Source organism: Streptomyces sp. NPDC053513, from assembly GCF_044544765.1.
Lineage (GTDB): Bacteria > Actinomycetota > Actinomycetes > Streptomycetales > Streptomycetaceae > Streptomyces > Streptomyces litmocidini.
Map to the genome: position 1 here is coordinate 80021 of NZ_JBITXP010000018.1, position 18385 is coordinate 98405.

Below are 18385 nucleotides of genomic sequence, written 5' to 3' on the forward strand. Positions count from 1 at the left end.
TCGATGGCGAGGGGTTCAAGAGGTGTGCGCGCGGCCGGAGAGGGCGGCGCAGCCGGCGGCGAGGAGCAGGGCGAGCAGCAGCCCCGTACCGGCGAAGGAGAGGAAGACGGCCGCGATCAGAAGGGTCACGGCGGCCGTCGCGCGCAGGGCGCGGCCGGTGCCGCGCGCCCGCAGGGCGGCCGCGGCGGCGGCCACGTACAGCAGCAGGAACGCGCTGCTGGTGACGACGAGCACCAGCTCCTCGCCGGTCCCCGTGACGGTCAGGGCGCCGAGGACGGCCGCGTAGGCGAGGGCCAGCGCGACGGTCGCCCGCACCGGGCGGCCGTCCAGGGCGCGCGGCAGGATCCGCTCGCGGGCGGCGGCCCGGACGACCCGGGTGGCGCCGAGCACCCAGGCGTTGGTGGCGACCACCGCGAGGCCGAGGGCGAGGAGGTCCCCGGCGAACGCCCCGCCGTCGCCGAGCGAGGCGCCGAGCAGGGCGGTGATGACGACGGGCTCGTCGCCCGGGACCGCCAGGTAGGCGGCCGTCACCGCCGCGTAGAGCAGCCCGACGATCGGCACCGCCCAGCGGATCGCCCGCCGGTAGCTGCGGGCCGGGTCGTCGACCTGCTCGGCGAGGGTCGAGACGTTCTCCCAGCCGAGGAAGGAGAAGAAGGCGGTGACGACGGCGATGCCGACGCCGCCCCAGCCGTGCGTGAGGAACGGGGTGTACTCCCCCGCCTCGAAACGCGGCACCGCGAGCACCACGGCGCCGCCGAGGCCGAGCAGCAGCACCAGCAGCGCGGCGGTCTGCACGCGGGCGCCGGCCGTGAGCCCGAGCAGCGTGAACGCGGCGGACAGCGCCATGAAGCCGATCGCGATCGGGTACACGGGCCCGTCGGGCTGGCCGAGCAGCCCGAGCAGGCAGCGGGCGGACACGATGCCCATCACCGGGTTCCCGATGACGTACGTGGCGACGAGCAGCAACGCCGCCGCCCGCCCCGGGCGGCGCCCGAACCCGGCCTCCACCATCGCGGCGAGACCGGAGGCGTCGGGGCGCCAGGCCGACATCTCCGCGAAGAAACGGGCGAAGGGGTACGAGCTGAGGGCCAGCGCCAGCCACGCGAGCAGCGCGGCGGGACCGGCCTGCCGCTCCGTCAGGCCCGGCACCAGGAGGATGCCGGTCCCGACGAGGCTGCTGACGTAGAACACGACGAGAGAGCGCACGCCGAGGGTGCTGCGGGGGGCGGCGTCGGGCCGCTGCAGCAGATCGGTCATGGTGTCACCTTCGAGTGAGTGATGAGCATTCGTTCACCTGAACCACCCCTGTTACGGGCAGTCGTTCCGCCGGGACGGCCCCCACCCCGCTGTGGCTGCGCCCCCGGGCCGGTGCCCCCGTTGCGGGCTGCGCCCGCTGGGCGATCCCGCCCCTTGCGCCCCCCGTTGTGGGCAATCGTTCCGCTGGGGCGGAACGGGTGGGCACAACGGACCCGCGCCCTGCCGGCGCCAGAGGCTGACGCGCCTTGACCCGCGTCTCAGGTGCGCCGCACTGGTGGTGCGGGTTCAGGCGCGGAACGCGGAGGCGCCACTGAAGGGCGCCGTCCCGTGTGCCCACCCGTCCCGCCCCAGCGGAACGACTGCCCGCACGGGGGTGGGAGCCGCCCCGCAGGGCGCGGGCCCCACGCAGCGGGCGCGGGAGGGGCACCGCCCCGGCGGGCGGCGGGCCCGCACCGGACGGGAGGACGGGGCCCGGGAAGGGCGGGTCCGGGAAGACGGGGTCGCGTGGGGGTCAGGTGGCTTCCAGGACGTCCAGCGCCTCCGCCGCCGCAAGCTCCCCCGCCGCCGGCGCCGTCTTGAACCCCGCCCCCGACCACCCCGTGGCGAGCACGATCCGGCTGCCGGGCCGTTCACGGCCGAGGTGGGGCCGGGAGTGCGGTGTGTAGAGGTCGACGCCCTGGCGCCCGCCGAGGAAGCGGGTGGCGGGATCGGCGAGCCAGGGCCACCGCGCGGCCGCCCCCTGGCGTATGTACGCCACGTGCTCGTCGGTCAGCGTGGCGAGCCCGCCCGGGGGTACGTCCCATTCGTCGACGGGCCGTCCGGCCATGTAGCCGTCGGCCGCCTCGCCGGTGAGTTGGGGCCGGCCCCAGACGCCGCTGACCATGTCGACGACGGTCGGCAGGCCGGCGGTGGCGGGGTGGTGGAAGAAGCCGTACCGGATGCTCTTGGTGCGTCCGGCGTCCGCGCCGCTGAGCCGGTGCCCGGCGATCTCTCCCGTGCCGCCGCCGGCCGCGAGGACGACGGCGAAGGCCTCGACGGGACCGCCGGGTTCGAGGAGGACGCGGACCCGGTCGGCGCCGGGTGGTGCGTCGAGTTCGCGTACCCGGGCGGGCAGCAGCCGGGCCCCGTGGGCGAGGGCGCGGTCGCGGTAGACGCGTGCGGTGCGGGGCGGGTCGGCGTAACCGGCCTGGGGTTCCCAGACGGCGGCGGTGACGCCGTCGACGGAGAGTCCGGGGAAGCGGGCCCCGAGCACGCCCGGGTCCAGCAGCTCCGCCGGCACGCCGGCCCCGTTGAGCTCGGCGACGCCCTTCTCGGCCTGTTCCAGGTCGGCGTCGCCGCAGAGGACGAGCGACCCGGTGGTCATGAAGCCGTACGGCCCCGGCGCGAGCGCGGCGGGCCCCCAGGCGAGGTGGTGGCTGCGGAGGGCGAGCCCGCGCAGGTACGGGTCGGCCTCGAAGGACCGGACGAGCCCGCCGGACCAGGCGGTGGCGTGCTCGTCCCGCCCGTCCATGGGGGCGACGAGCGCGACCCGCGCGCCGTGCCGGGCGAGGGCGGAGGCGGTGGCGGAGCCGACGACCCCGGCGCCGACGACGATGACGTCGTAGGCCCGCCCGTGCCGCCCGGCGGTCCGGGGGGCCGGCGTGCCGGCCGCAGGGGGCACGGGCACGAGGTCCCATCCCACGCTCCCGGGCTCGGGTTCGCCGAGCGCGGTGAACCCCCGGTCGGCGTGGGCGCGTACGGCGGCGAGGAGGGTGCGTCCGGTGCGCGTCGGGTCCTCGGCGAGCGCGGCGGTGGCGGCGGCGAAGGCCGCGTCCACGTGGGCTTCGGGCCCGCCGCGCATCCGGGCGACGTACGAGGAGGCGACAGGACCGAGGAGTTCGGCGAACTCGTCCACCGCGCAGTCGTCGGTGAACCAGAACGCGCCCTCGAACCCGGCCGCCCGCCACTCCCGGGCCGCCCGCGCGGCCCCGACGTGGGTGCCGCAGACGACGAGTGCGGTGAGCGCCGTGGCGTCCCCGCCTTCCGGCCCGTCGAGGACGTCCGGGGAGGGCCCGGTCAGGGCGGCGGGCACCGGTACGGCGCCCGTGGCGGGCCCGCTGCCGTCGGAGACCACGGCCCCCGACGGGACGGCGGGCCGCACGGCCGCCGAGGCGTCCCGTACGGACGGGGTCGACCGTGCGACCACCGAGGCGTCCCGTATGAGCGGCGTCGGCCGCGCGACCGCCGGGGCGTCCCGTACGAGCAGGGCGAGCCGCTTCCCGTACGCGCTGCCGTCGTGCGTGACGGCGACCCGGGTGTGCCCCGCGTCCCGTACCGCGGCGAGCAGGTCGGCCGCCTGGGCGCGGTCGTCCGGGCACCAGCGCAGGAGGGTGCCGGCGCCGTCGGCGAGGAGGCCGGGGGTGGTGGCCAGCGGGAGGAGGACGGGGAGTCCGGCGGCCCGGTAGACGGGGAGGGCGGCCGCCGCACCGGCGCTGTTGAAGTGCCCGACGACCAGGGCGTGCCGGCCCTCGGCGACGACCGCCTCGGCGATCTGCCGGGCCGTCTCGGCCTCCCCGCGGTCGTCGTACAGCTCCCAGTTCACGGCCGTGCCGTACCGTTCGGCCGCCCGCTCCAGGTGCTCGCCCCAGGCGGCCCGGGGCCCGGAGAAGGGCCCGACGACGGCGCCGCGCGGCAGGAACTCCGCGTCAGGCACTGAAGACCGCCCCGGGCCAGGCCGCCACCGGTGTCCCCGGGGCGAGCGGGGCGAGGGCCTCCGCGTCCACCCGGCGCGGCTCCGGAGCGAGGCCGAGGAGGGCGGCGAGCCGGGCGGAGCCGTACGGGAGGGCGGGCGCGGCCCAGGCGGACAGGGCGGCGGCGACGGCGAGCTGGGCGGAGAGCGCGGAGCGGTGCGCGGCGGCGCCGTCCGGACGCTCGGCCTCGAAGCCGTTCACGTATCCGAAGTCCTCGGCGAGGCAGACGACTTCGTCGAGCAGCGCGATCGCGCGCCGCGCGTCGTAGCCGCCGATCTCCGCGCCGTACGCCTCCCTCAACTGCCCGACGGTCTCGGTCAGTCGGGCGCGCAACCGCTCCCACGCCGGTCCCCGGGGCGCCTCGGCCGGCGCGGACCCGTCGGCGGACTCGGCGACGGCGGTGAGCAGTCGGCCGAGCCAGCCGTCCCAGCGCTCGGCGAGCCGGCTGCGGCTGAGTTCGAGGGCGGTGGAACCGAAGCTGGTCTGGCGGCCGTTGGGGCGGTCGGAGAGGACGTGGTAACGCAGGACGTCCGCGCTCGTCCGGGCGAGCTCCTCGTGCGCCCAGATGGCGTGGCGCCTGCTGGTGGAGAACTTGAGCCCTTCGAGCCGGTAGAACTCGTTGACGACGAAGGCCTTCGGCAGCGCGATCCCGGGGTCGTACGCCCGGAAGGCGGCGGGGAACAGCAGGGCGTGGAAGTAGCCGTTGTCGAAGCCGAAGAACTGGACGGGGGCGGGCGCGGGGCCGGTCTCGCCGGCGCCGGTCCACTCCAGGAGGTAGCCGGGGGCCATCTCGAACCAGACGTAGATCCGCTGCTCGGTGAAGCCCTCGACGGGCACCGGGACGCCCCACTCGGAGGGGTGGCTGACGGCGATCTCGGGGAGGCCCTCGGCCCGCATCCGCTCGCAGAGGGAGCGCAGGTGCGGCGGCATGTCGACCTGGTCCCAGAAGGCGGTGAGCTGCTCCTCCCAGGGGGCGAGGGGGAAGTAGAGCCGCTCGCAGTCGCGGAGTTCGGGGGTTGCGCCGCAGCCGGTGCAGACGGGGTCGGCGAGGTCGGCGCAGTCGTTGGGGCGGCCGCAGGGCTCGCAGGCGTTGCCGTTGGAGCCGGAGCCGCAGTGCGGGCAGTCGCCCTTGAGGTAGGCCTCGTACAGCCAGCGCTCGCAGTCGGCGCAGTACGGCAGGGGGCGGGTGCGGGCGACGATGTGCCCGGCGTCGTACAGGCGGCTGAAGAACTCCTGGACGGCCGACTGGTAGCCGACGTCGCGGCGCGGGCGGACGATCGCGTCGAAGTCGGCGCCGGCCTGCCGCCACACGGACTCGATGGAGGCGCCGTAGCCGTCGGCGACCTCCTCGCCCTTGCGCCCGCCGTCGTTGAGGCCGCGGACGGGCACGTAGCTCTGGTGGTCGTCGAGGCCGGTGGTGTAGCGGACGGTGCCGGTGCCCTCGGCGGCGAGGAAGCGGCGCAGGACGTCGCCGGCGAGGTAGGGCCCGGCGAGGTGGCCGATGTGGAGGTCGCCGTTGGGGGTGGGCGGGGTGGCGGTGATCCAGTGGGTGGACACGTCGGCGCTCACGCGGCGACCTCCTTGTTGTCGGTCTCGTTGCCGGCCTCGTCGCCGGTCTCGTTGTCGGTACGGATGGCGGGCTCGCGCAGCGGCCAGTAGAGGGAGAGCCAGCTCAGCTCGGTGTCGCCGGTGTTGTGGACGACGTGCTCCTGGTTCCGGGGCAGCACGACGATGTCGCCGGTGCGGAACGGGGGCTCCGGGCGCCCGTCGAGGGTCACGCTCCCGGTGCCGCCGAGGATGACCATGACCTCGTCCTGGTTGTGGCAGTCGGGGTCGGAGTCCCCGCCGGGCTTCAGGAAGCAGGCCATGGCGCCGACGGGCGGCTCGGCGTCCCCGCCCGACCAGGGGATGATCCGCTGGCAGGCGAGCCCGAACTCCTCGGTGGCGGCGCTGCGGTCGATGCGGAAGCGGCGGTCGGCCATGGGGGCGTCTCCGGTCTTCGGGGGAAGGCCGCGGTACGGAGTGGAGGCGGGGGCCGGTTCTCCGGGCGGCAGGATGGGCGAGGTGAAGGGCATGGGGTCTCCAGGGACTGCGGGCGCGGTGGGGTGCGGGCGCGGTCGGGACGGGTGCGGGCGCGTTCGGGGCGGGTGTGGGCGCGGTCGGGACGGGTGCGGCGCGGTCGGGACGGGTGCGACGCGGTCGGGACGGGTGCGACGCGGTCGGGGCGGGTGCGGCGCGGTCGGGCGCGGAGGCTGCGGGGGCGGCTGGGACTGCAGAGGCGGCTGAGGCTCAGTGGTGGTGGGGCTACCGGGGCCCGAGGCCCGTCACCGAGGCGACCGGGATCCGGGCGAGGCCGGCCATGACCTGCCGGGGCCCGGCCCCCCACCCGTACCGCTGCTTGAGCGGCGCGACGTGGGTGGCGATGAGCCCGAGGAGGGGCGCGAGGTCGGTGGGCGTGGCGCCGAGGAGGGCGAGCAGTTGCTCGGTACGGGTCAGGCCGGCGCCCGGGCCGATCCCGTGCACGGCGGCGTCCTGCCAGGTGGCTCCGGCGCTTCCGGCGACGACGGTGTTGTGCAGGGCGAAGCCCTGGTTGTCGTGGGCGTGGATGCCGACGGGGGCGGACACGGCGGCGCGGGTGGACTGGACGAGTTCGATGACGCGCTCGGGGCGGAGCGAGCCGAGGGAGTCGACGAGGAAGACGGCGTCGAGCGGGCCGAGTGCGGCGCTCTCGCCGAGACAGCGGTCGAGCTCCGGGTAGGAGGCGAGGTCGATGTGGGTGAGCAGGAGGCAGACGCCGAAGCCGGCTTCCCGCAGGCGGTGCAGCGGGGCGGCGGCGCGGGCCACCCGGTCGTACCGGACGGCGAGGCGGACGAGGCCGACGGACACGGGTCCCGCGGCCAGGGCGTCGGCGATCCGCCCGGCGGAGGCCGTGGCGGCGGCGTCCGAGGCGGGCAGGTGCGCGGTGTCGAGGAGGACGGAGAAGCGGGGGCCGTAGCGCTCGGGGAGCGGGACCGGCAGCAGCGCGCCGCGCGGGGCGGAGCGGTCGGCGGGGTCGTGGACGTCGCCCAGCTCGATGACGTCGATGCCGAGCCGCGCGCAGACCGCGAGGTAGTCGGCGGCCAGCGCGGGGGGCACGGATCCGCCGGTGAGCCGTCCGCCGGTGCGCAGGGTGCAGTCGAGCAGGGTCACCGGGTCACCCCCAGCCGGTGTCGTTCGTGTCGGCGCCGGCGGCGGGCGCGCCCCAGCCGGTGTCGTACGCGCCGGTGAGGACGGCCGCGCCCCAGCCGGTGTCGTTCGTGCCGGTGCCGCCGGTGACGGCGTCGGCGGTGACGGTGGCGAGGCCCGCGAGGCCGACGACCAGGGTGGTGAGGAGGGTGGTGAGGATCCGCCGCTTCATGTCGTGTGCTCTCTTTCCGCTTCGGCGAGGGTGAGTCGTGGGTTTTCGTGGGGGTTCGCGATGTTCGCTGGCTGCGCGAGCTTGGTGCGCTTTGACCTTGTGGGCGGTGGTACGAACGTATCCAGGGCGGCATGACTATGGGGCGGACCGCATGGCTCATTAGGCTGCATGGCAGCAAGAGGACGCCGTCACAAACGGGGGAAAAGGTGGCGATACCAGACGTACTGCGGGCCCAGAGCGAGGACGGAACTCCGGACTCCGCCGCTCCGACGGAAACGGCAGGGACGGCGGGAGCAACGGGAACAACAGCAGCAACGGGAACGGCAGAAACAACAGGAGCAACAGGAACGGCAGGAGCAACGCGAGCGACCTCCCCCGCGCCCCCCTCCGAGGACCCCGAAGACCCCCTGACCCGGGTCTACACCTGCCTCCTGGCCCGGGACCCGGCCCAGCCGCCCGCGCACTCCGCCGACCTCGCGGCGGAACTCGAACTGCCGCTCTCCCGGGTGGAGTCGGCCGTCTCGGCCCTCCTCGACATGGGCCTGCTGCGCCGCACCCCGGAGCGGGCGGTGCTCCCGGTGGCGCCGGACGAGGCCGTCCAGCGCACCCTGGGGCCGCTGGAACGCGAGATGCGCGCCCGCCGCCAGCACATGGAGCGCACCCGTGAGCAGCTGATGGCCTTCATGCCGCTGTACGAGTCCCACCTGCTCCGGCTGACGCACCTGCGGCAGGCGGAGTACGTGGAGCTGCTCACCGACCTCCGCGCGGTGCGGGAGGCCATCACCGAACTGGGCCGGACCTGCGAGCGCGAGGTCATGACGGCGCAGCCGGGCGGCGGCCGGCGCGCCGAGGTCCTGGAGGAGGCGGTGGCCCGCGACGAGGAACTCCTGCGCCGCGGCGTCCGGATGCGCGTCCTCTACCAGCACACCGCCCGCTTCTCCTCGGGAACCTGCGCCTACGTGGAGCGGATCGGCCGGCTCGGCGCCCAGGTCCGCACCCTGGACGACGAGTTCATGAGGATGCTCGTCTTCGACCGCTCGACGGCGGTCATCCCGGTCCCGGACGACCCGCACGCGGCGGTCCTGGTCCGCGAGCCGCACGTGGTCGCGTTCATGGTGGGCGCGTACGAGCGACTGTGGCTGGAGGCCCTGCCGTTCGAGACGGAGTGGGACCGGCAGACCATCATGGACATCTCCGACGAGCTGAAGCAGACGATCGTCCGCCTGCTCACCGAGGGCCTGACGGACGCGGCGATCGCCCGGCGCCTGGGCCTCTCCGTCCGCAGCTGCCGCCGTCACGTCGCCGACGTGATGGCGGCCCTGGGCGCCGAGAGCCGCTTCCAGGCCGGTTACCTCCTGGCGCAGCAGGAGCGCGAGCAGCCGGGCCCCTGAGGGGACCGCGGGGTCACCCGTACGTGGTGAAGAGCGGTCCGGGGCCGCCGTACGGGCGCTCCCGGGCATAGGGTCCGTGCAGACGACACGGACACGACGAAGTCAGGGTGGACATGAGCGACTTGGCGACCGAGGAGCGATCCGAACGGGAGGGCCCGGAGGGAAGCCCTCCGGACGGGGCCGCCCCGGCGGCCGGCCGCGCCGCGAAACGGCGCCGCCCCTTCTGGATCGAGCTGCCGTTCCTCGCGGGGATCGCGCTCGTGCTGGCGTTCCTGATCAAGACGTTCCTGCTCCAGGCGTTCCTGATCCCCTCGGGATCGATGCAGAACACCCTGCAGGTCGACGACCGGGTCCTGGTCGACAAGCTCACGCCGTGGTTCGGCGCGGAACCCGACAGGGGCGAGGTCGTGGTCTTCCGCGACCCCGGCGACTGGCTGGTGGGACGGCCGGTGACGGAGCCCACCACGCTGCAGAAGGCCCTGGGCTTCGTGGGCCTGATGCCGGCGGCCGGGGAACAGCACCTCATCAAGCGGGTCGTCGGCGTCGCCGGCGACACCGTCGAGTGCAAGGGCACGGGCCCCCTGAAGGTCAACGGCAAGGCCCTGACCGAGCCGTACGTCTTCCAGGGGAACACGGCCTGCAGCACGGACCCGGAAGGCCAGTTCAAGGTCACGGTCCCCGCCGGCCACCTGTGGGTGATGGGCGACCACCGGCAGAGCTCACAGGACTCCCGCTACCACCGGAACGACCCCCGGGGCGGCATGGTGCCCGTCACGGACGTGGTCGGCCGCGCCGTCGTGGTCGCCTGGCCGCTCTCCCACTGGTCGACCCTCCCCGTCCCGGACACCTTCGACCAGCCGGGCCTCACCCACTGACCGACCAGCCGGGCCTCACCCACTGACGAAACCGCCCGGGGCACCCGCCCCGGGCCACCGGGCCCTCAGCTTTCCGGGAAACAGAAAAGGCCAGGTCAGACAATGTCTGACCTGGCCTTTCTCTGAGCCGCCTTCGGGATTCGAACCCGAGACCTACGCATTACGAGTGCGTTGCTCTGGCCAACTGAGCTAAGGCGGCGTGCTGTGCAGACACATCGTGGTGCAGCAGCGTCGCCAAGTCTACACAGTTTCCGGAGGTGCTCCGACCACCCCCGGATCAGGCCTACGAGCAGCGCTTTCCGTCTGCCGGAGGGGTGCCTTCCAGGAGGTAGGTGTTGATCGCCGTGTCGATGCAGTCGCTGCCCCGGCCGTAGGCGGTGTGGCCGTCGCCCTCGTAGGTCAGCAGGGTGCCGGAGGAGAGCTGGTCTGCCAGGGACTGCGCCCAGTGGTACGGGGTGGCCGGGTCGCGGGTGGTGCCGACGACGAGGATCGGGGCGGCGCCCTCGGCGGTGATGCGGTGCGGCCGGCCGGTGGGCGGGGCGGGCCAGTAGGTGCAGTTGAGGGCGGCCCAGGCGAGGCCCGCGCCGAAGACCGGGGAGGCCTTCTCGAAGGACGGGACGGCCTTCTCGACGGCCGCGGCGTCACGGTAGGCGGGCGGCAGGTCCAGGCAGTTCACGGCCGCGTTGGCGAACATCAGGTTGGCGTACGTGCCGTCCGTCTCGCGCTCGTAGTAGCTGTCGGCCAGCGCGAGCAGCCCGGAGCCCTCGCCGCCCCTCGCCTGGGCGAGGGCCTCGCGCAGCTGGGGCCAGGCGCCCTCGTCGTACATGGCGGCGATCACGCCCGTGGTGGCGAGGGACTCGCCGAGCTCCCGGCCCTCCCCCGTGGGCACGGGCTTGGCGTCCACGTCGCGGAAGAACTTCTTCATCGCCTCCCCGGCCGCGGCGACGGACCCGGTGCCCAGGGGGCAGTCCGGCTTCCGGACGCAGTCGGCGGCAAAGGCGCGGAAGGCGGTCTCGAAGCCGCCGGTCTGGTCCCGGTTGAGGTCGAGCGCGGAGAGCGAGGGGTCCATCGCCCCGTCGAGGACGAGCCTGCCGACCCGGTCGGGGAACAGTTCGGCGTAGGTGGCGCCGAGGAACGTGCCGTACGAAGCCCCCACGTAGGTGAGCTTCCCGTCGCCGAGCACCGCCCGCAGGACGTCCATGTCGCGGGCCGCCTCGACGGTGGAGACGTGCGGCAGGACCTTCCCCGACCTCTTCTCGCAGCCGGCCGCGAAGTCCTTGAAGGCCGCGCTGAGCGCGTTGACCTCCGCCGTGTCGTCGGGGGTCTGGTCGACCTGCGTGTACGTGTCCATCTGCGGGCCCGTCAGGCACTCCACGGGCGCGCTGCGGGCCACGCCGCGCGGGTCGACGGCCACCATGTCGTAGCGGGCGCGGACGGGTGCCGGATAGCCGATGCCCGCGTACCCCTGGAGGTAGCCGACGGCGGAGCCGCCGGGCCCGCCGGGGTTGACCAGGAGCGAGCCGAGCCGCTTGCCGGGGCCGGTGGCCCGGGCCCGGGAGACCGCGAGCTCGACCTCCTCCCCGTCCGGCTTCGCGTAGTCGAGCGGGGCCCGCAGGGTGGCGCACTGGAAACCCTCGACGCCGCAGTCGCGCCACTTCAGCTTCTGCTCGTAGTACTTCTTCAGCTTCGGCGCCTCGGGCGCGAAGGAGGGCGCAGGCGCGGCCGTCCGGGGCGCGGCGGCGCCGCTCCCGCCCGAGCAGCCGGAGAGGATCAGTCCGGCGGCCGCGAGGGCCGTGGCGGTCGTGCGGAGCAAGCGCCTGGAGTCCATCCCCGGAGCGTATCCGTACCGGTACGGATCGTGTCCAATCGCCCTCCGGGGCCGGGACGCCGGAGTCAGCCCCGCAGCGCCATCGTCATCGCCTCCACCGCGAGCAGCGGCGCCACGTTCCGGTCGAGGGCCTTGCGGCAGGCGAGGATCGCCTCGATGCGGCGCAGGGTCCGCTCCGGGGTGGTGTCGCGGGCGATCCGCTCCAGCGCGTCCTGCACGTCCGTGTTCGCCAGCGCCGTGCGGGAGCGGAGCTGGAGGGCCAGGACGTCACGGTAGAAGCCGGTCAGGTCGGTGAGCGCGAGGTCCAGGCTGTCGCGCTGCGTCCGCGTCCTGCGCCGCTTCTGCCGCTCCTCCAGCTCCTTCATCGCCCCGGCCGTGCCGCGCGGCATCCGCCCGCCCTGCGCCGCGCCGAGGGCCGCCTTCAGCTCCTCGGTCTCCTTGACGTCGGTCTCCTCCGCGAGCTGCTTCGCGTCCTCCGCGGCCGCGTCGACCAGCTCCTGCGCCGCCTTGAGGCAGCCGCCGACGTCGTCGATCCGCAGCGGCAGCTTCAGGACGACGGACCGGCGCGCGCGGGCCCGCTCGTCGGTGGCGAGCCGCCGCGCCCGGTCGATGTGCCCCTGGGTGGCCCGGGCCGCGGCGTGCGCCGTCTCCGGCTCGATGCCGTCGCGCCGCACGAGCACGTCGGCGACGGCCTCCACCGGCGGGGTGCGCAGGGTCAGGTGGCGGCAGCGGGAGCGGATCGTGGGCAGCACGTCCTCCAGGGAGGGCGCGCAGAGCAGCCAGACCGTGCGCGGCGCGGGCTCCTCCACGGCCTTCAGGAGCACGTTCCCCGCGCCCTCGGTGAGCCGGTCCGCGTCCTCCAGGACGATGACCTGCCAGCGGCCGCCCGCCGGGGAGAGCTGGGCGCGCCGGACGAGGTCGCGGGTCTCCTTCACGCCGATGGACAACAGGTCCGTACGGACGATCTCGACGTCCGCGTGCGTCCCGACGAGGGTCGTGTGGCAGCCGTCGCAGAAGCCGCAGCCCGGCGCCCCGCCGAGCGCCCGGTCGGGGCTCACGCACTGCAGCGCGGCGGCGAAGGCGCGCGCCGCGGTCGCCCGGCCCGAGCCCGGGGGGCCGGTGAAGAGCCAGGCGTGGGTCATCTTGGAGGCGTCGGGCGCCGGCTCGCCGGCGGCGTGGGCGGTGACGAGCGCGTCGGCGTCGCGCGCGGCGGCGGCGAGCTGCTCCTCGACCCGGGTCTGTCCGACCAGGTCGTCCCATACGGCCATGTCTGCCCCTCCTCAGGTACGTCCTCCATTGTGGGGCAGCGCTCTGACAGCATCCGTCGGCCTGTGGGAGCCTCCCCGGCCCCGTCGACCCGTGGAGAACCTCCGCCTCCCCAGCCCCGGCGGACTGTGGGACTTCCTCCCCTCCCCCGCCGGCCTGTGGGAGCCTCCCCCTCAGCCCTCGCCGCGGGGCCTGGTCAGCCACAGGCCGGTCGCGGAGCCGAGGAGCACCGCTCCCGTGCCGACGCTCCCGGCGACCTGGAGGCCGCCGGTCCAGCCGGCGAAGGTGCCGACGAAGACATTGGCCAGGACGCTCGCGGTGAGCAGCAGCCAGAGAAGGGCGCGCATGGGATGCCTCCGTGGGGCGGTTTCCGGGTGTCGCCGCCGGGGTTCCGGCGGCTCTTCGATCCTGGTCGACGCCGTCTCCCCGCACAGCCGTGCCCGCTCCCGGAGCGATGGTGTAGCCCGCTCCACCGTCTCCCCCGGAGCCGCCGCCTACCCTGGCTCCATGCGTGAGGCGATCAAGGAAGCGGCCCGGGCGTGGCTCCACCTCACGGTAGGGGCCGCGATCTCCCTCCTGTGCTACCTGATGGCGGGCGTCGTCCTCTTCACCTCCGTCGTCACCCTCACGGTCATCGGCGCCGGCGTGCTCCCCGAGAGCGTGCTGCTGCTGCGCCGGCTCGCCGGCCGGGAGCGGCGCCGCACGGCCGCGTGGACCGGGACGCCCGTCCCCGAGGCGTACCTGCCGCTCGAAGGCCCCCTCCCCGCGCGCGTGCGGACCGCGGTCGTCGACCCGGGCACCCGACAGGACCTGGTCTGGGCCGCCGCGCAGCTGCTCTACGGCCTGGTGCTCTGGTACCTGTCGATGATCCTCTGGGCGCCCGCGCTGCTCGTCGACGGCTTCCTGACCGGCCTCGCCGGGCGGCCGCCGGTGGCCCTGCCGCTGATCGGGCGGCTCGCGGGCCTGGCGGCGGAGTGGTCGCGCGCGCTGCTCACGCCGGCCCCGTCGGCCACCCGGGACGCCGCCCTCGCCGCCCGGATCGAGCAGCTCACGGCCACCCGGGCGGGCGCGATCGCCGCGCACGGCGCCGAGCTGCGCCGGATCGAACGCGACCTCCACGACGGCGCGCAGGCCCGTCTGGTGGCGCTGTCCATGCGGATCGGGCTCGCCCGGCGCGCGTACGAATCCGATCCCGCGACCGCCCGCAAACTCCTCGACGACGCCCAGACCCAGGCCGAGGAGGCGCTGGCGGAGCTGCGGCACGTGGTGCGCGGCATCCATCCGCCGATCCTCACCGACCGCGGCCTGACCGGAGCGGTACGGGCCCTCGCCGCGAGCAGCGGCCTGGAGGCGGCGGTCTCGGTGACCGGCCTCGGCGACCACGACCAGGACGGCCCCCGCGCCCCGGCCGCCGTCGAGGCCGCCGCGTACTTCGTGGTCGCCGAGGCGCTCACGAACGCCGCCAAGCACAGCGGCGCCGCCCGCGCCGCCGTCTCCCTGTCCCATGAACCGGCCGCCCTGCGCGTGCGCGTGCGGGACGAGGGGCGCGGCGGGGCCGAGGCCGGCGAGAGCGGCGGCTCCGGCCTGACGGGGATGCGGCGCCGGGTCGCCGCGCTCGACGGCACCGTACGGTTGACCAGCCCCGTCGGGGGGCCGACCGTGATCGAAGTGGAGCTTCCGTGCGTGTGGTGATCGCCGAGGACAACGCCCTCCTCAGGGAGGGCCTGGTGCTGCTGCTGACCTCGTCCGGCCACGAGGTCGCGGGCGTCGCGGCCACCGGCCCCGAGATCCTGCCGCTGCTCCTGGAGCACCGGCCGGACGTGGCCGTCCTCGACGTGCGGCTGCCGCCCGGCTTCCGCGACGAGGGGCTGCGGGCGGCGCTCGCGGCCCGCGAGCGGCTCCCGGAGCTGCCGGTGCTGGTGCTGTCGCAGTACGTGGAGGAGACGTACGCGGCCGAGCTGCTGGGCGGTGGCGCGCGGGGCGTCGGCTACCTCCTGAAGGACCGGGTGGGCCGGGTCGACGAGTTCCTGGACGCCCTGGAACGGGTCGCGGCCGGCGGTACGGCCCTGGACCCGGAGGTCGTCACCGAACTGATGGCCCGTCGCCGCGACGACCCGCTGGACTCCCTCACGCCCCGCGAGCGCGAGGTCCTGGAGCTGATGGCGCAGGGCCACGACAACGGCACGATCGCCCGCTCGATGGTGGTCACCGAGCGGGCCGTGCACAAGCACATCGGGAACGTCTTCCTGAAGCTCGGCCTGCCGCCGACCGACAGCGGCGGTCACCGCCGGGTCCTCGCCGTCCTCGCGTACCTCAACGCCTGAGCGTCGCCCGGGACGGCCCGAACACGCCCGCGACCACCGTCACCAGGACGACGCCCGCGATCGCGCCCGCCTGTGCGGGCGGCAGGTACGGCAGGCCGCCGGTGAGCGCCCAGGCGAAGGCGGTCAGCGGCAGCGCGCCCACCACGAGCCCGACGAGCAGGCCCGTCGCGGTCAGGAACCCCGCCTCCAGGCCGAGCATCCGGCGCAACTGGCCCGCCGAGGCGCCGACCTGGCGGAGCAGTCCCAGTTCGCCGCGCCGCCCGGCGCCGATCAGGGCGAGGGTGCTCAGGACGGAGAGGACCGTGAGCCCGCCGATCGCCGCGACGATCCCGCCGGAGACGATCCCGTTCAGCTCGGCCCCGGGCAGCGTCACCGCCTCGGGCGCGACGGGGGCGGAGCCCGCGGGTCCCGCCGCCAGTACGCGCGCGGGGTACGGGTCGCTCATGTGCGGGGCCAGTTCGCCCTTCGGCAGGAGGAACTCGCCGAGGGCGAGCGAGCGTTCGTACACCGCGACCACCCGCAGCCGCTTCGGCGTCCCGTCGCCGAGCCGCAGCTCCACCGTCGAACCGGGCCCCACCTCCAGGGACTCGGCCGTGTCCGCGCCGACCGCGACCGTGCCCGCCGCGGCGAGCCCGGCCAGGTCGCCCGCGACGACGCCGGGGTCGAGCGTGCCCGCAAGGCCCTCGGCGTCCACGCCGAGGACCGGGAGCCGGTCCAGGCGCGGCGTGCCGGCCTCGGTGCGGGCCAGGACCACGGTCGACCGCAGCACGTCCGTGGCCGCCTCCACCCCCGGGAGCTCGCGCACCCGCTCCGCCGTGGTGCCGGAGAAGGCCAGGTCGGCGGTGGTCGCGGCCCGCGCCTGCGCGGCGGCGGCCCGCTCCATGGTGGCGCCGGCCGAGAGCTGCACGACGGCGAAGGAGGTGACGAGGACGACGGGCACGAGCGCGGCCCCGAGCCGGCGCGAGTGGGCGGCGGCACCGGCCGCGGTGAGCCGCCCGGGCGCGCCGCCGAACCACCGGAACGGCCTGTCCAGGACCGTCGTCGCGGCCCGCGCGATCCACGGCCCGAGCAGCGCGCACCCGGCGACCAGCGTCACCGTGGCCGCCCCGGCCGCCGCGGCGGCCGCGTCGCCGCCCTGCAGCGCGGCCGTACCGGCCGAGCCCGCGCCGAGCGCGAGCAGCACGAGCCCGGCGACACGGCGGGCGCCGCCCTTCCCCGCACGGCCCGGCCGCCGGGCCGCGAAGAGGACCACGAGCCGGGTGATGCCCACCACGAGGGCGGCGACGACGAGGACGGCGGCGAACAGCCAGGGCGGGGTGGGCAGTTCGAGTCCTTCCGGTACGACTCCGGTACGGGCCCGCAGCGCCGACCACAGCGCTAGGAACGCCGGTACGGACGCGAGCGCGCCGAGCAGCGCCGCCGCACCCGCCACCCGGGCCACCTCCCGGCCCGCCGCGCCCCGCACCTGACGGGGCGTCGCACCGACCGAGAGCAGCAGTTCCCGCTCGGCGGCGCGCTGCTGGAGGGCCTGCGCGACGAGCGAGGCGAGGACGAGGACGGCGACCAGGACGAGGGTCCCGGAGACGGCCGCGAGGAGCTGGAGGAGCTCGGTGCGCGCGGGCGGCGCGCCGAGGTGCTCGACGCCGCCCCGGCCGTTCCCGGTCAGCGCCCGGAGTGGCTGCCCCGCGGCGGTGTCCTTGAGGCCGGCGGCGTCCAGGGCGGCCCGTACGCGCGCGTGGAGGGCGTCCACCGGTACGCCGGGCTCGGCGAGGACTCCGACGGCGTCGACGGCACCGGGGTGCCCGGCGAGCCGCCGCGCCTCCCCCGCCGTGACGTAGAGCGCGGCCGGCCCCTCGGCGACGCCGACGATCCGGCGGCCGGCCACGGTGTCCCCGACGGCGGCGCCGAGACCGGCCCCCACGACGGCCTCCCCGGCGCTCCGGGGCTCCCGCCCGTCGGCCAGCCGGTACGGGGCGAGCCGGGCCGCCTCCCAGGAACGCCCGGTGTACGCGCGCGTGGCCGCGCCCGCGGAACCCGCGCCCCCGTCCCGTACGACGAACGTGTCGTCCGGCACCGCCTCCCGCACTCCGGGCACGGCCCGCAGGACGGCGACGGCCGCCTCGGGGATCCGTACCCGCTCGGTCAGGCCCGCCGTCTCGGTCGTCGGCTCGCCGCCCCACGGCGTGGCCGTCCGACGGACCTCCTGGTCGCCGGCGACGACGACGGGCGCGGCGGCGTACCGCTCCACGCGCGCGTGGCCGAGGCCGGTGGAGCCCAGCGCGAGGGCCAGGGCGCCGAGCAGCGCGGTGGTGACGGCGACGGCCGCGAACACGGCGGCCCACGCCTTGCGGTGGGCCCGCAGCGACCGGGCGGCAAGCAGCCGCACGGCGGGGTTGCCGGGGCGGCTCACCGCGCCACCGCCGAGTGACGGCCGGCCGCGGCACGGGCGCGCGCCTCTCGCACGCCGGCCGCGGCGCGGGCGCCGAGCCCCTCCCGTGCGCCGGCCGCGGCGCGGGCGCCGAGCGCCTCCCGTACGCCCGCCTCGTCCGGGTGGTCGAGGCGGGCGACGATCCGGCCGCGGTCCAGGAACACGGCCTCGTCCGCCCAGGTGGCGGCCACCGGGTCGTGGGTGACGAGGACGACCGTGCGCCCCCGCTCGTCGACCGCGCGCCGCAGCAGGGCGAGGACCCCGGCCGCCGTGACCGGGTCGAGGGCGGCGGTCGGCTCGTCGGCGAAGACGACCTCGGGCTCGTCGATCAGGGCGCGGGCGATCGCCACCCGCTGCCGCTGGCCGCCGGAGAGGCTCTCGGGCCGGTCCTCGGCCCGGTCGGCGAGGCCCACGGCGTGGAGGGCGGCCAGGGCGCGGGCGTCGAGCGCCCGGCCCTCGCGGGCCCCGGCGAGGAGCAGCGGCAGGGTGACGTTCTCCCGCACGTTCAGGGCGGAGACGAGGTTGAGCGACTGGAACACGAAGCCGATCCGCTCCCGCCGGAGCCGGGTGAGACCGGCCGCCTTCAAGGTGGCGAGGTCGGTGCCCCCGATCCGTACCCGCCCGGCCGTCGGCCGTTCGAGCCCGGCCGCGCAGCGCAGCAGGGTGGACTTCCCGGAACCGGACCGGCCCATCACTGCCACGAAGCGCCCGCGCGGCACGACCAGGTCGACCCCGTCGAGCGCGGGCGCCCCGCCCCCGTACGTACGGCTCACCCCGTCCAGGGCGAGGGCGGCGTCCGCGGCGGGGATGGCGTCCGCGGCGGGGGCGGCGAGGGTGGCGCCGTTCTCCGTCACTGCTGTCGTCGTCATACCGACCACGCTAGAAAAGCG

Annotated in this window: 15 protein-coding genes and 1 tRNA gene; 4 read left to right on the forward strand and 12 right to left on the reverse strand. The window is 75.9% G+C overall.

The features are described from left to right. Nucleotides 1–15: 15 nt before the first annotated feature. From ACIGW4_RS26890 to ACIGW4_RS26915, 6 genes are all read right to left on the reverse strand, one after another. Nucleotides 16–1257 carry an APC family permease gene (locus ACIGW4_RS26890; RefSeq protein WP_359586836.1) on the reverse strand — a complete coding sequence of 414 codons (1242 nt, stop codon included), beginning with the start codon at nucleotides 1255–1257 and terminating at the stop codon, nucleotides 16–18. A gap of 511 nt (nucleotides 1258–1768) precedes the next feature. Beyond that, nucleotides 1769–3949 (reverse strand): FAD-dependent oxidoreductase, encoded by a 2181-nt coding sequence (locus ACIGW4_RS26895; protein WP_399583267.1) that lies wholly within the window; start codon nucleotides 3947–3949, stop codon nucleotides 1769–1771. After that, nucleotides 3942–5555, reverse strand: coding sequence for a class I tRNA ligase family protein (locus ACIGW4_RS26900; protein WP_398708320.1), 1614 nt, complete (start codon nucleotides 5553–5555; stop codon nucleotides 3942–3944). The genes ACIGW4_RS26895 and ACIGW4_RS26900 overlap by 8 nt, the downstream gene beginning before the upstream one ends. Continuing rightward, a complete protein-coding gene (locus ACIGW4_RS26905) occupies nucleotides 5552–6061 on the reverse strand; it encodes a cupin domain-containing protein (RefSeq protein ID WP_399583269.1) in 510 nt (169 codons plus the stop codon). The genes ACIGW4_RS26900 and ACIGW4_RS26905 overlap by 4 nt, the downstream gene beginning before the upstream one ends. Before the next feature lie 229 nt (nucleotides 6062–6290). Continuing rightward, nucleotides 6291–7175, reverse strand: coding sequence for a hypothetical protein (locus tag ACIGW4_RS26910; protein WP_399583271.1), 885 nt, complete (start codon nucleotides 7173–7175; stop codon nucleotides 6291–6293). A gap of 4 nt (nucleotides 7176–7179) precedes the next feature. Beyond that, on the reverse strand, nucleotides 7180–7383 hold the full coding sequence (locus ACIGW4_RS26915) for a hypothetical protein (protein ID WP_399583273.1): 204 nt from the start codon (nucleotides 7381–7383) through the stop codon (nucleotides 7180–7182). Nucleotides 7384–7589: 206 nt separating this feature from the next. Between ACIGW4_RS26915 and ACIGW4_RS26920 the strand changes: the two genes are divergently transcribed. Both ACIGW4_RS26920 and lepB read left to right on the forward strand, forming a co-directional pair. After that, complete coding sequence (locus ACIGW4_RS26920) at nucleotides 7590–8774, forward strand: LuxR C-terminal-related transcriptional regulator (protein ID WP_399583274.1); 1185 nt, start codon at nucleotides 7590–7592, stop codon at nucleotides 8772–8774. A gap of 113 nt (nucleotides 8775–8887) precedes the next feature. Beyond that, complete coding sequence (lepB, locus tag ACIGW4_RS26925; protein ID WP_359586827.1) at nucleotides 8888–9649, forward strand: signal peptidase I; 762 nt, start codon at nucleotides 8888–8890, stop codon at nucleotides 9647–9649. Nucleotides 9650–9774: 125 nt separating this feature from the next. Here the strand turns inward: lepB and ACIGW4_RS26930 are convergent. The 4 genes from ACIGW4_RS26930 to ACIGW4_RS26945 all read right to left on the reverse strand — a co-directional run bounded on the left by ACIGW4_RS26930 (nucleotide 9775) and on the right by ACIGW4_RS26945 (nucleotide 13090). Next, nucleotides 9775–9848, reverse strand: a tRNA-Thr gene (locus tag ACIGW4_RS26930). Between the two features lie 84 nt (nucleotides 9849–9932). Further along, nucleotides 9933–11477 (reverse strand): alpha/beta hydrolase, encoded by a 1545-nt coding sequence (locus ACIGW4_RS26935; protein ID WP_399583275.1) that lies wholly within the window; start codon nucleotides 11475–11477, stop codon nucleotides 9933–9935. Between the two features lie 65 nt (nucleotides 11478–11542). Next, nucleotides 11543–12745, reverse strand: coding sequence for a DNA polymerase III subunit delta' (locus tag ACIGW4_RS26940; protein ID WP_398708309.1), 1203 nt, complete (start codon nucleotides 12743–12745; stop codon nucleotides 11543–11545). 171 nt (nucleotides 12746–12916) lie between these two features. Next, nucleotides 12917–13090: a hypothetical protein gene (locus tag ACIGW4_RS26945; protein WP_185094569.1), complete on the reverse strand. Its 174-nt coding sequence runs from the start codon at nucleotides 13088–13090 to the stop codon at nucleotides 12917–12919. A 160-nt stretch (nucleotides 13091–13250) separates the two neighbouring features. Here ACIGW4_RS26945 and ACIGW4_RS26950 point away from each other — a divergent pair, with 160 nt between their 5' ends. Beyond that, nucleotides 13251–14435, forward strand: a complete 1185-nt coding sequence (locus tag ACIGW4_RS26950; RefSeq protein WP_399583276.1) for a sensor domain-containing protein — start codon at nucleotides 13251–13253, stop codon at nucleotides 14433–14435. Continuing rightward, a complete protein-coding gene (locus tag ACIGW4_RS26955; RefSeq protein WP_030692566.1) occupies nucleotides 14423–15067 on the forward strand; it encodes a response regulator transcription factor in 645 nt (214 codons plus the stop codon). The genes ACIGW4_RS26950 and ACIGW4_RS26955 overlap by 13 nt, the downstream gene beginning before the upstream one ends. On the opposite strand, the gene ACIGW4_RS26960 is transcribed toward ACIGW4_RS26955, so the two are convergent. Both ACIGW4_RS26960 and ACIGW4_RS26965 read right to left on the reverse strand, forming a co-directional pair. Next, nucleotides 15057–17477 carry an FtsX-like permease family protein gene (locus tag ACIGW4_RS26960; RefSeq protein ID WP_399583278.1) on the reverse strand — a complete coding sequence of 807 codons (2421 nt, stop codon included), beginning with the start codon at nucleotides 17475–17477 and terminating at the stop codon, nucleotides 15057–15059. The genes ACIGW4_RS26955 and ACIGW4_RS26960 overlap by 11 nt on opposite strands. After that, entirely contained in the window at nucleotides 17474–18364 is an 891-nt protein-coding gene (locus ACIGW4_RS26965) for an ABC transporter ATP-binding protein (RefSeq protein WP_399583280.1), read from the reverse strand. The genes ACIGW4_RS26960 and ACIGW4_RS26965 overlap by 4 nt, the downstream gene beginning before the upstream one ends. Nucleotides 18365–18385: the final 21 nt, after the last annotated feature.

Excerpts from the sequence above, each read along its gene's own strand:
- ACIGW4_RS26890 (WP_359586836.1), bottom strand. The coding sequence starts at position 1,257 with ATGACCGATCTGCTGCAGCGGCCCGACGCCGCCCCCCGCAGCACCCTC.
- ACIGW4_RS26905 (WP_399583269.1), bottom strand. The coding sequence starts at position 6,061 with ATGCCCTTCACCTCGCCCATCCTGCCGCCCGGAGAACCGGCCCCCGCC.
- ACIGW4_RS26915 (WP_399583273.1), bottom strand. The coding sequence starts at position 7,383 with ATGAAGCGGCGGATCCTCACCACCCTCCTCACCACCCTGGTCGTCGGC.
- lepB (WP_359586827.1), top strand. The coding sequence starts at position 8,888 with ATGAGCGACTTGGCGACCGAGGAGCGATCCGAACGGGAGGGCCCGGAG.
- ACIGW4_RS26935 (WP_399583275.1), bottom strand. The coding sequence starts at position 11,477 with ATGGACTCCAGGCGCTTGCTCCGCACGACCGCCACGGCCCTCGCGGCC.
- ACIGW4_RS26940 (WP_398708309.1), bottom strand. The coding sequence starts at position 12,745 with ATGGCCGTATGGGACGACCTGGTCGGACAGACCCGGGTCGAGGAGCAG.
- ACIGW4_RS26945 (WP_185094569.1), bottom strand. The coding sequence starts at position 13,090 with ATGCGCGCCCTTCTCTGGCTGCTGCTCACCGCGAGCGTCCTGGCCAAT.
- ACIGW4_RS26950 (WP_399583276.1), top strand. The coding sequence starts at position 13,251 with ATGCGTGAGGCGATCAAGGAAGCGGCCCGGGCGTGGCTCCACCTCACG.
- ACIGW4_RS26965 (WP_399583280.1), bottom strand. The coding sequence starts at position 18,364 with ATGACGACGACAGCAGTGACGGAGAACGGCGCCACCCTCGCCGCCCCC.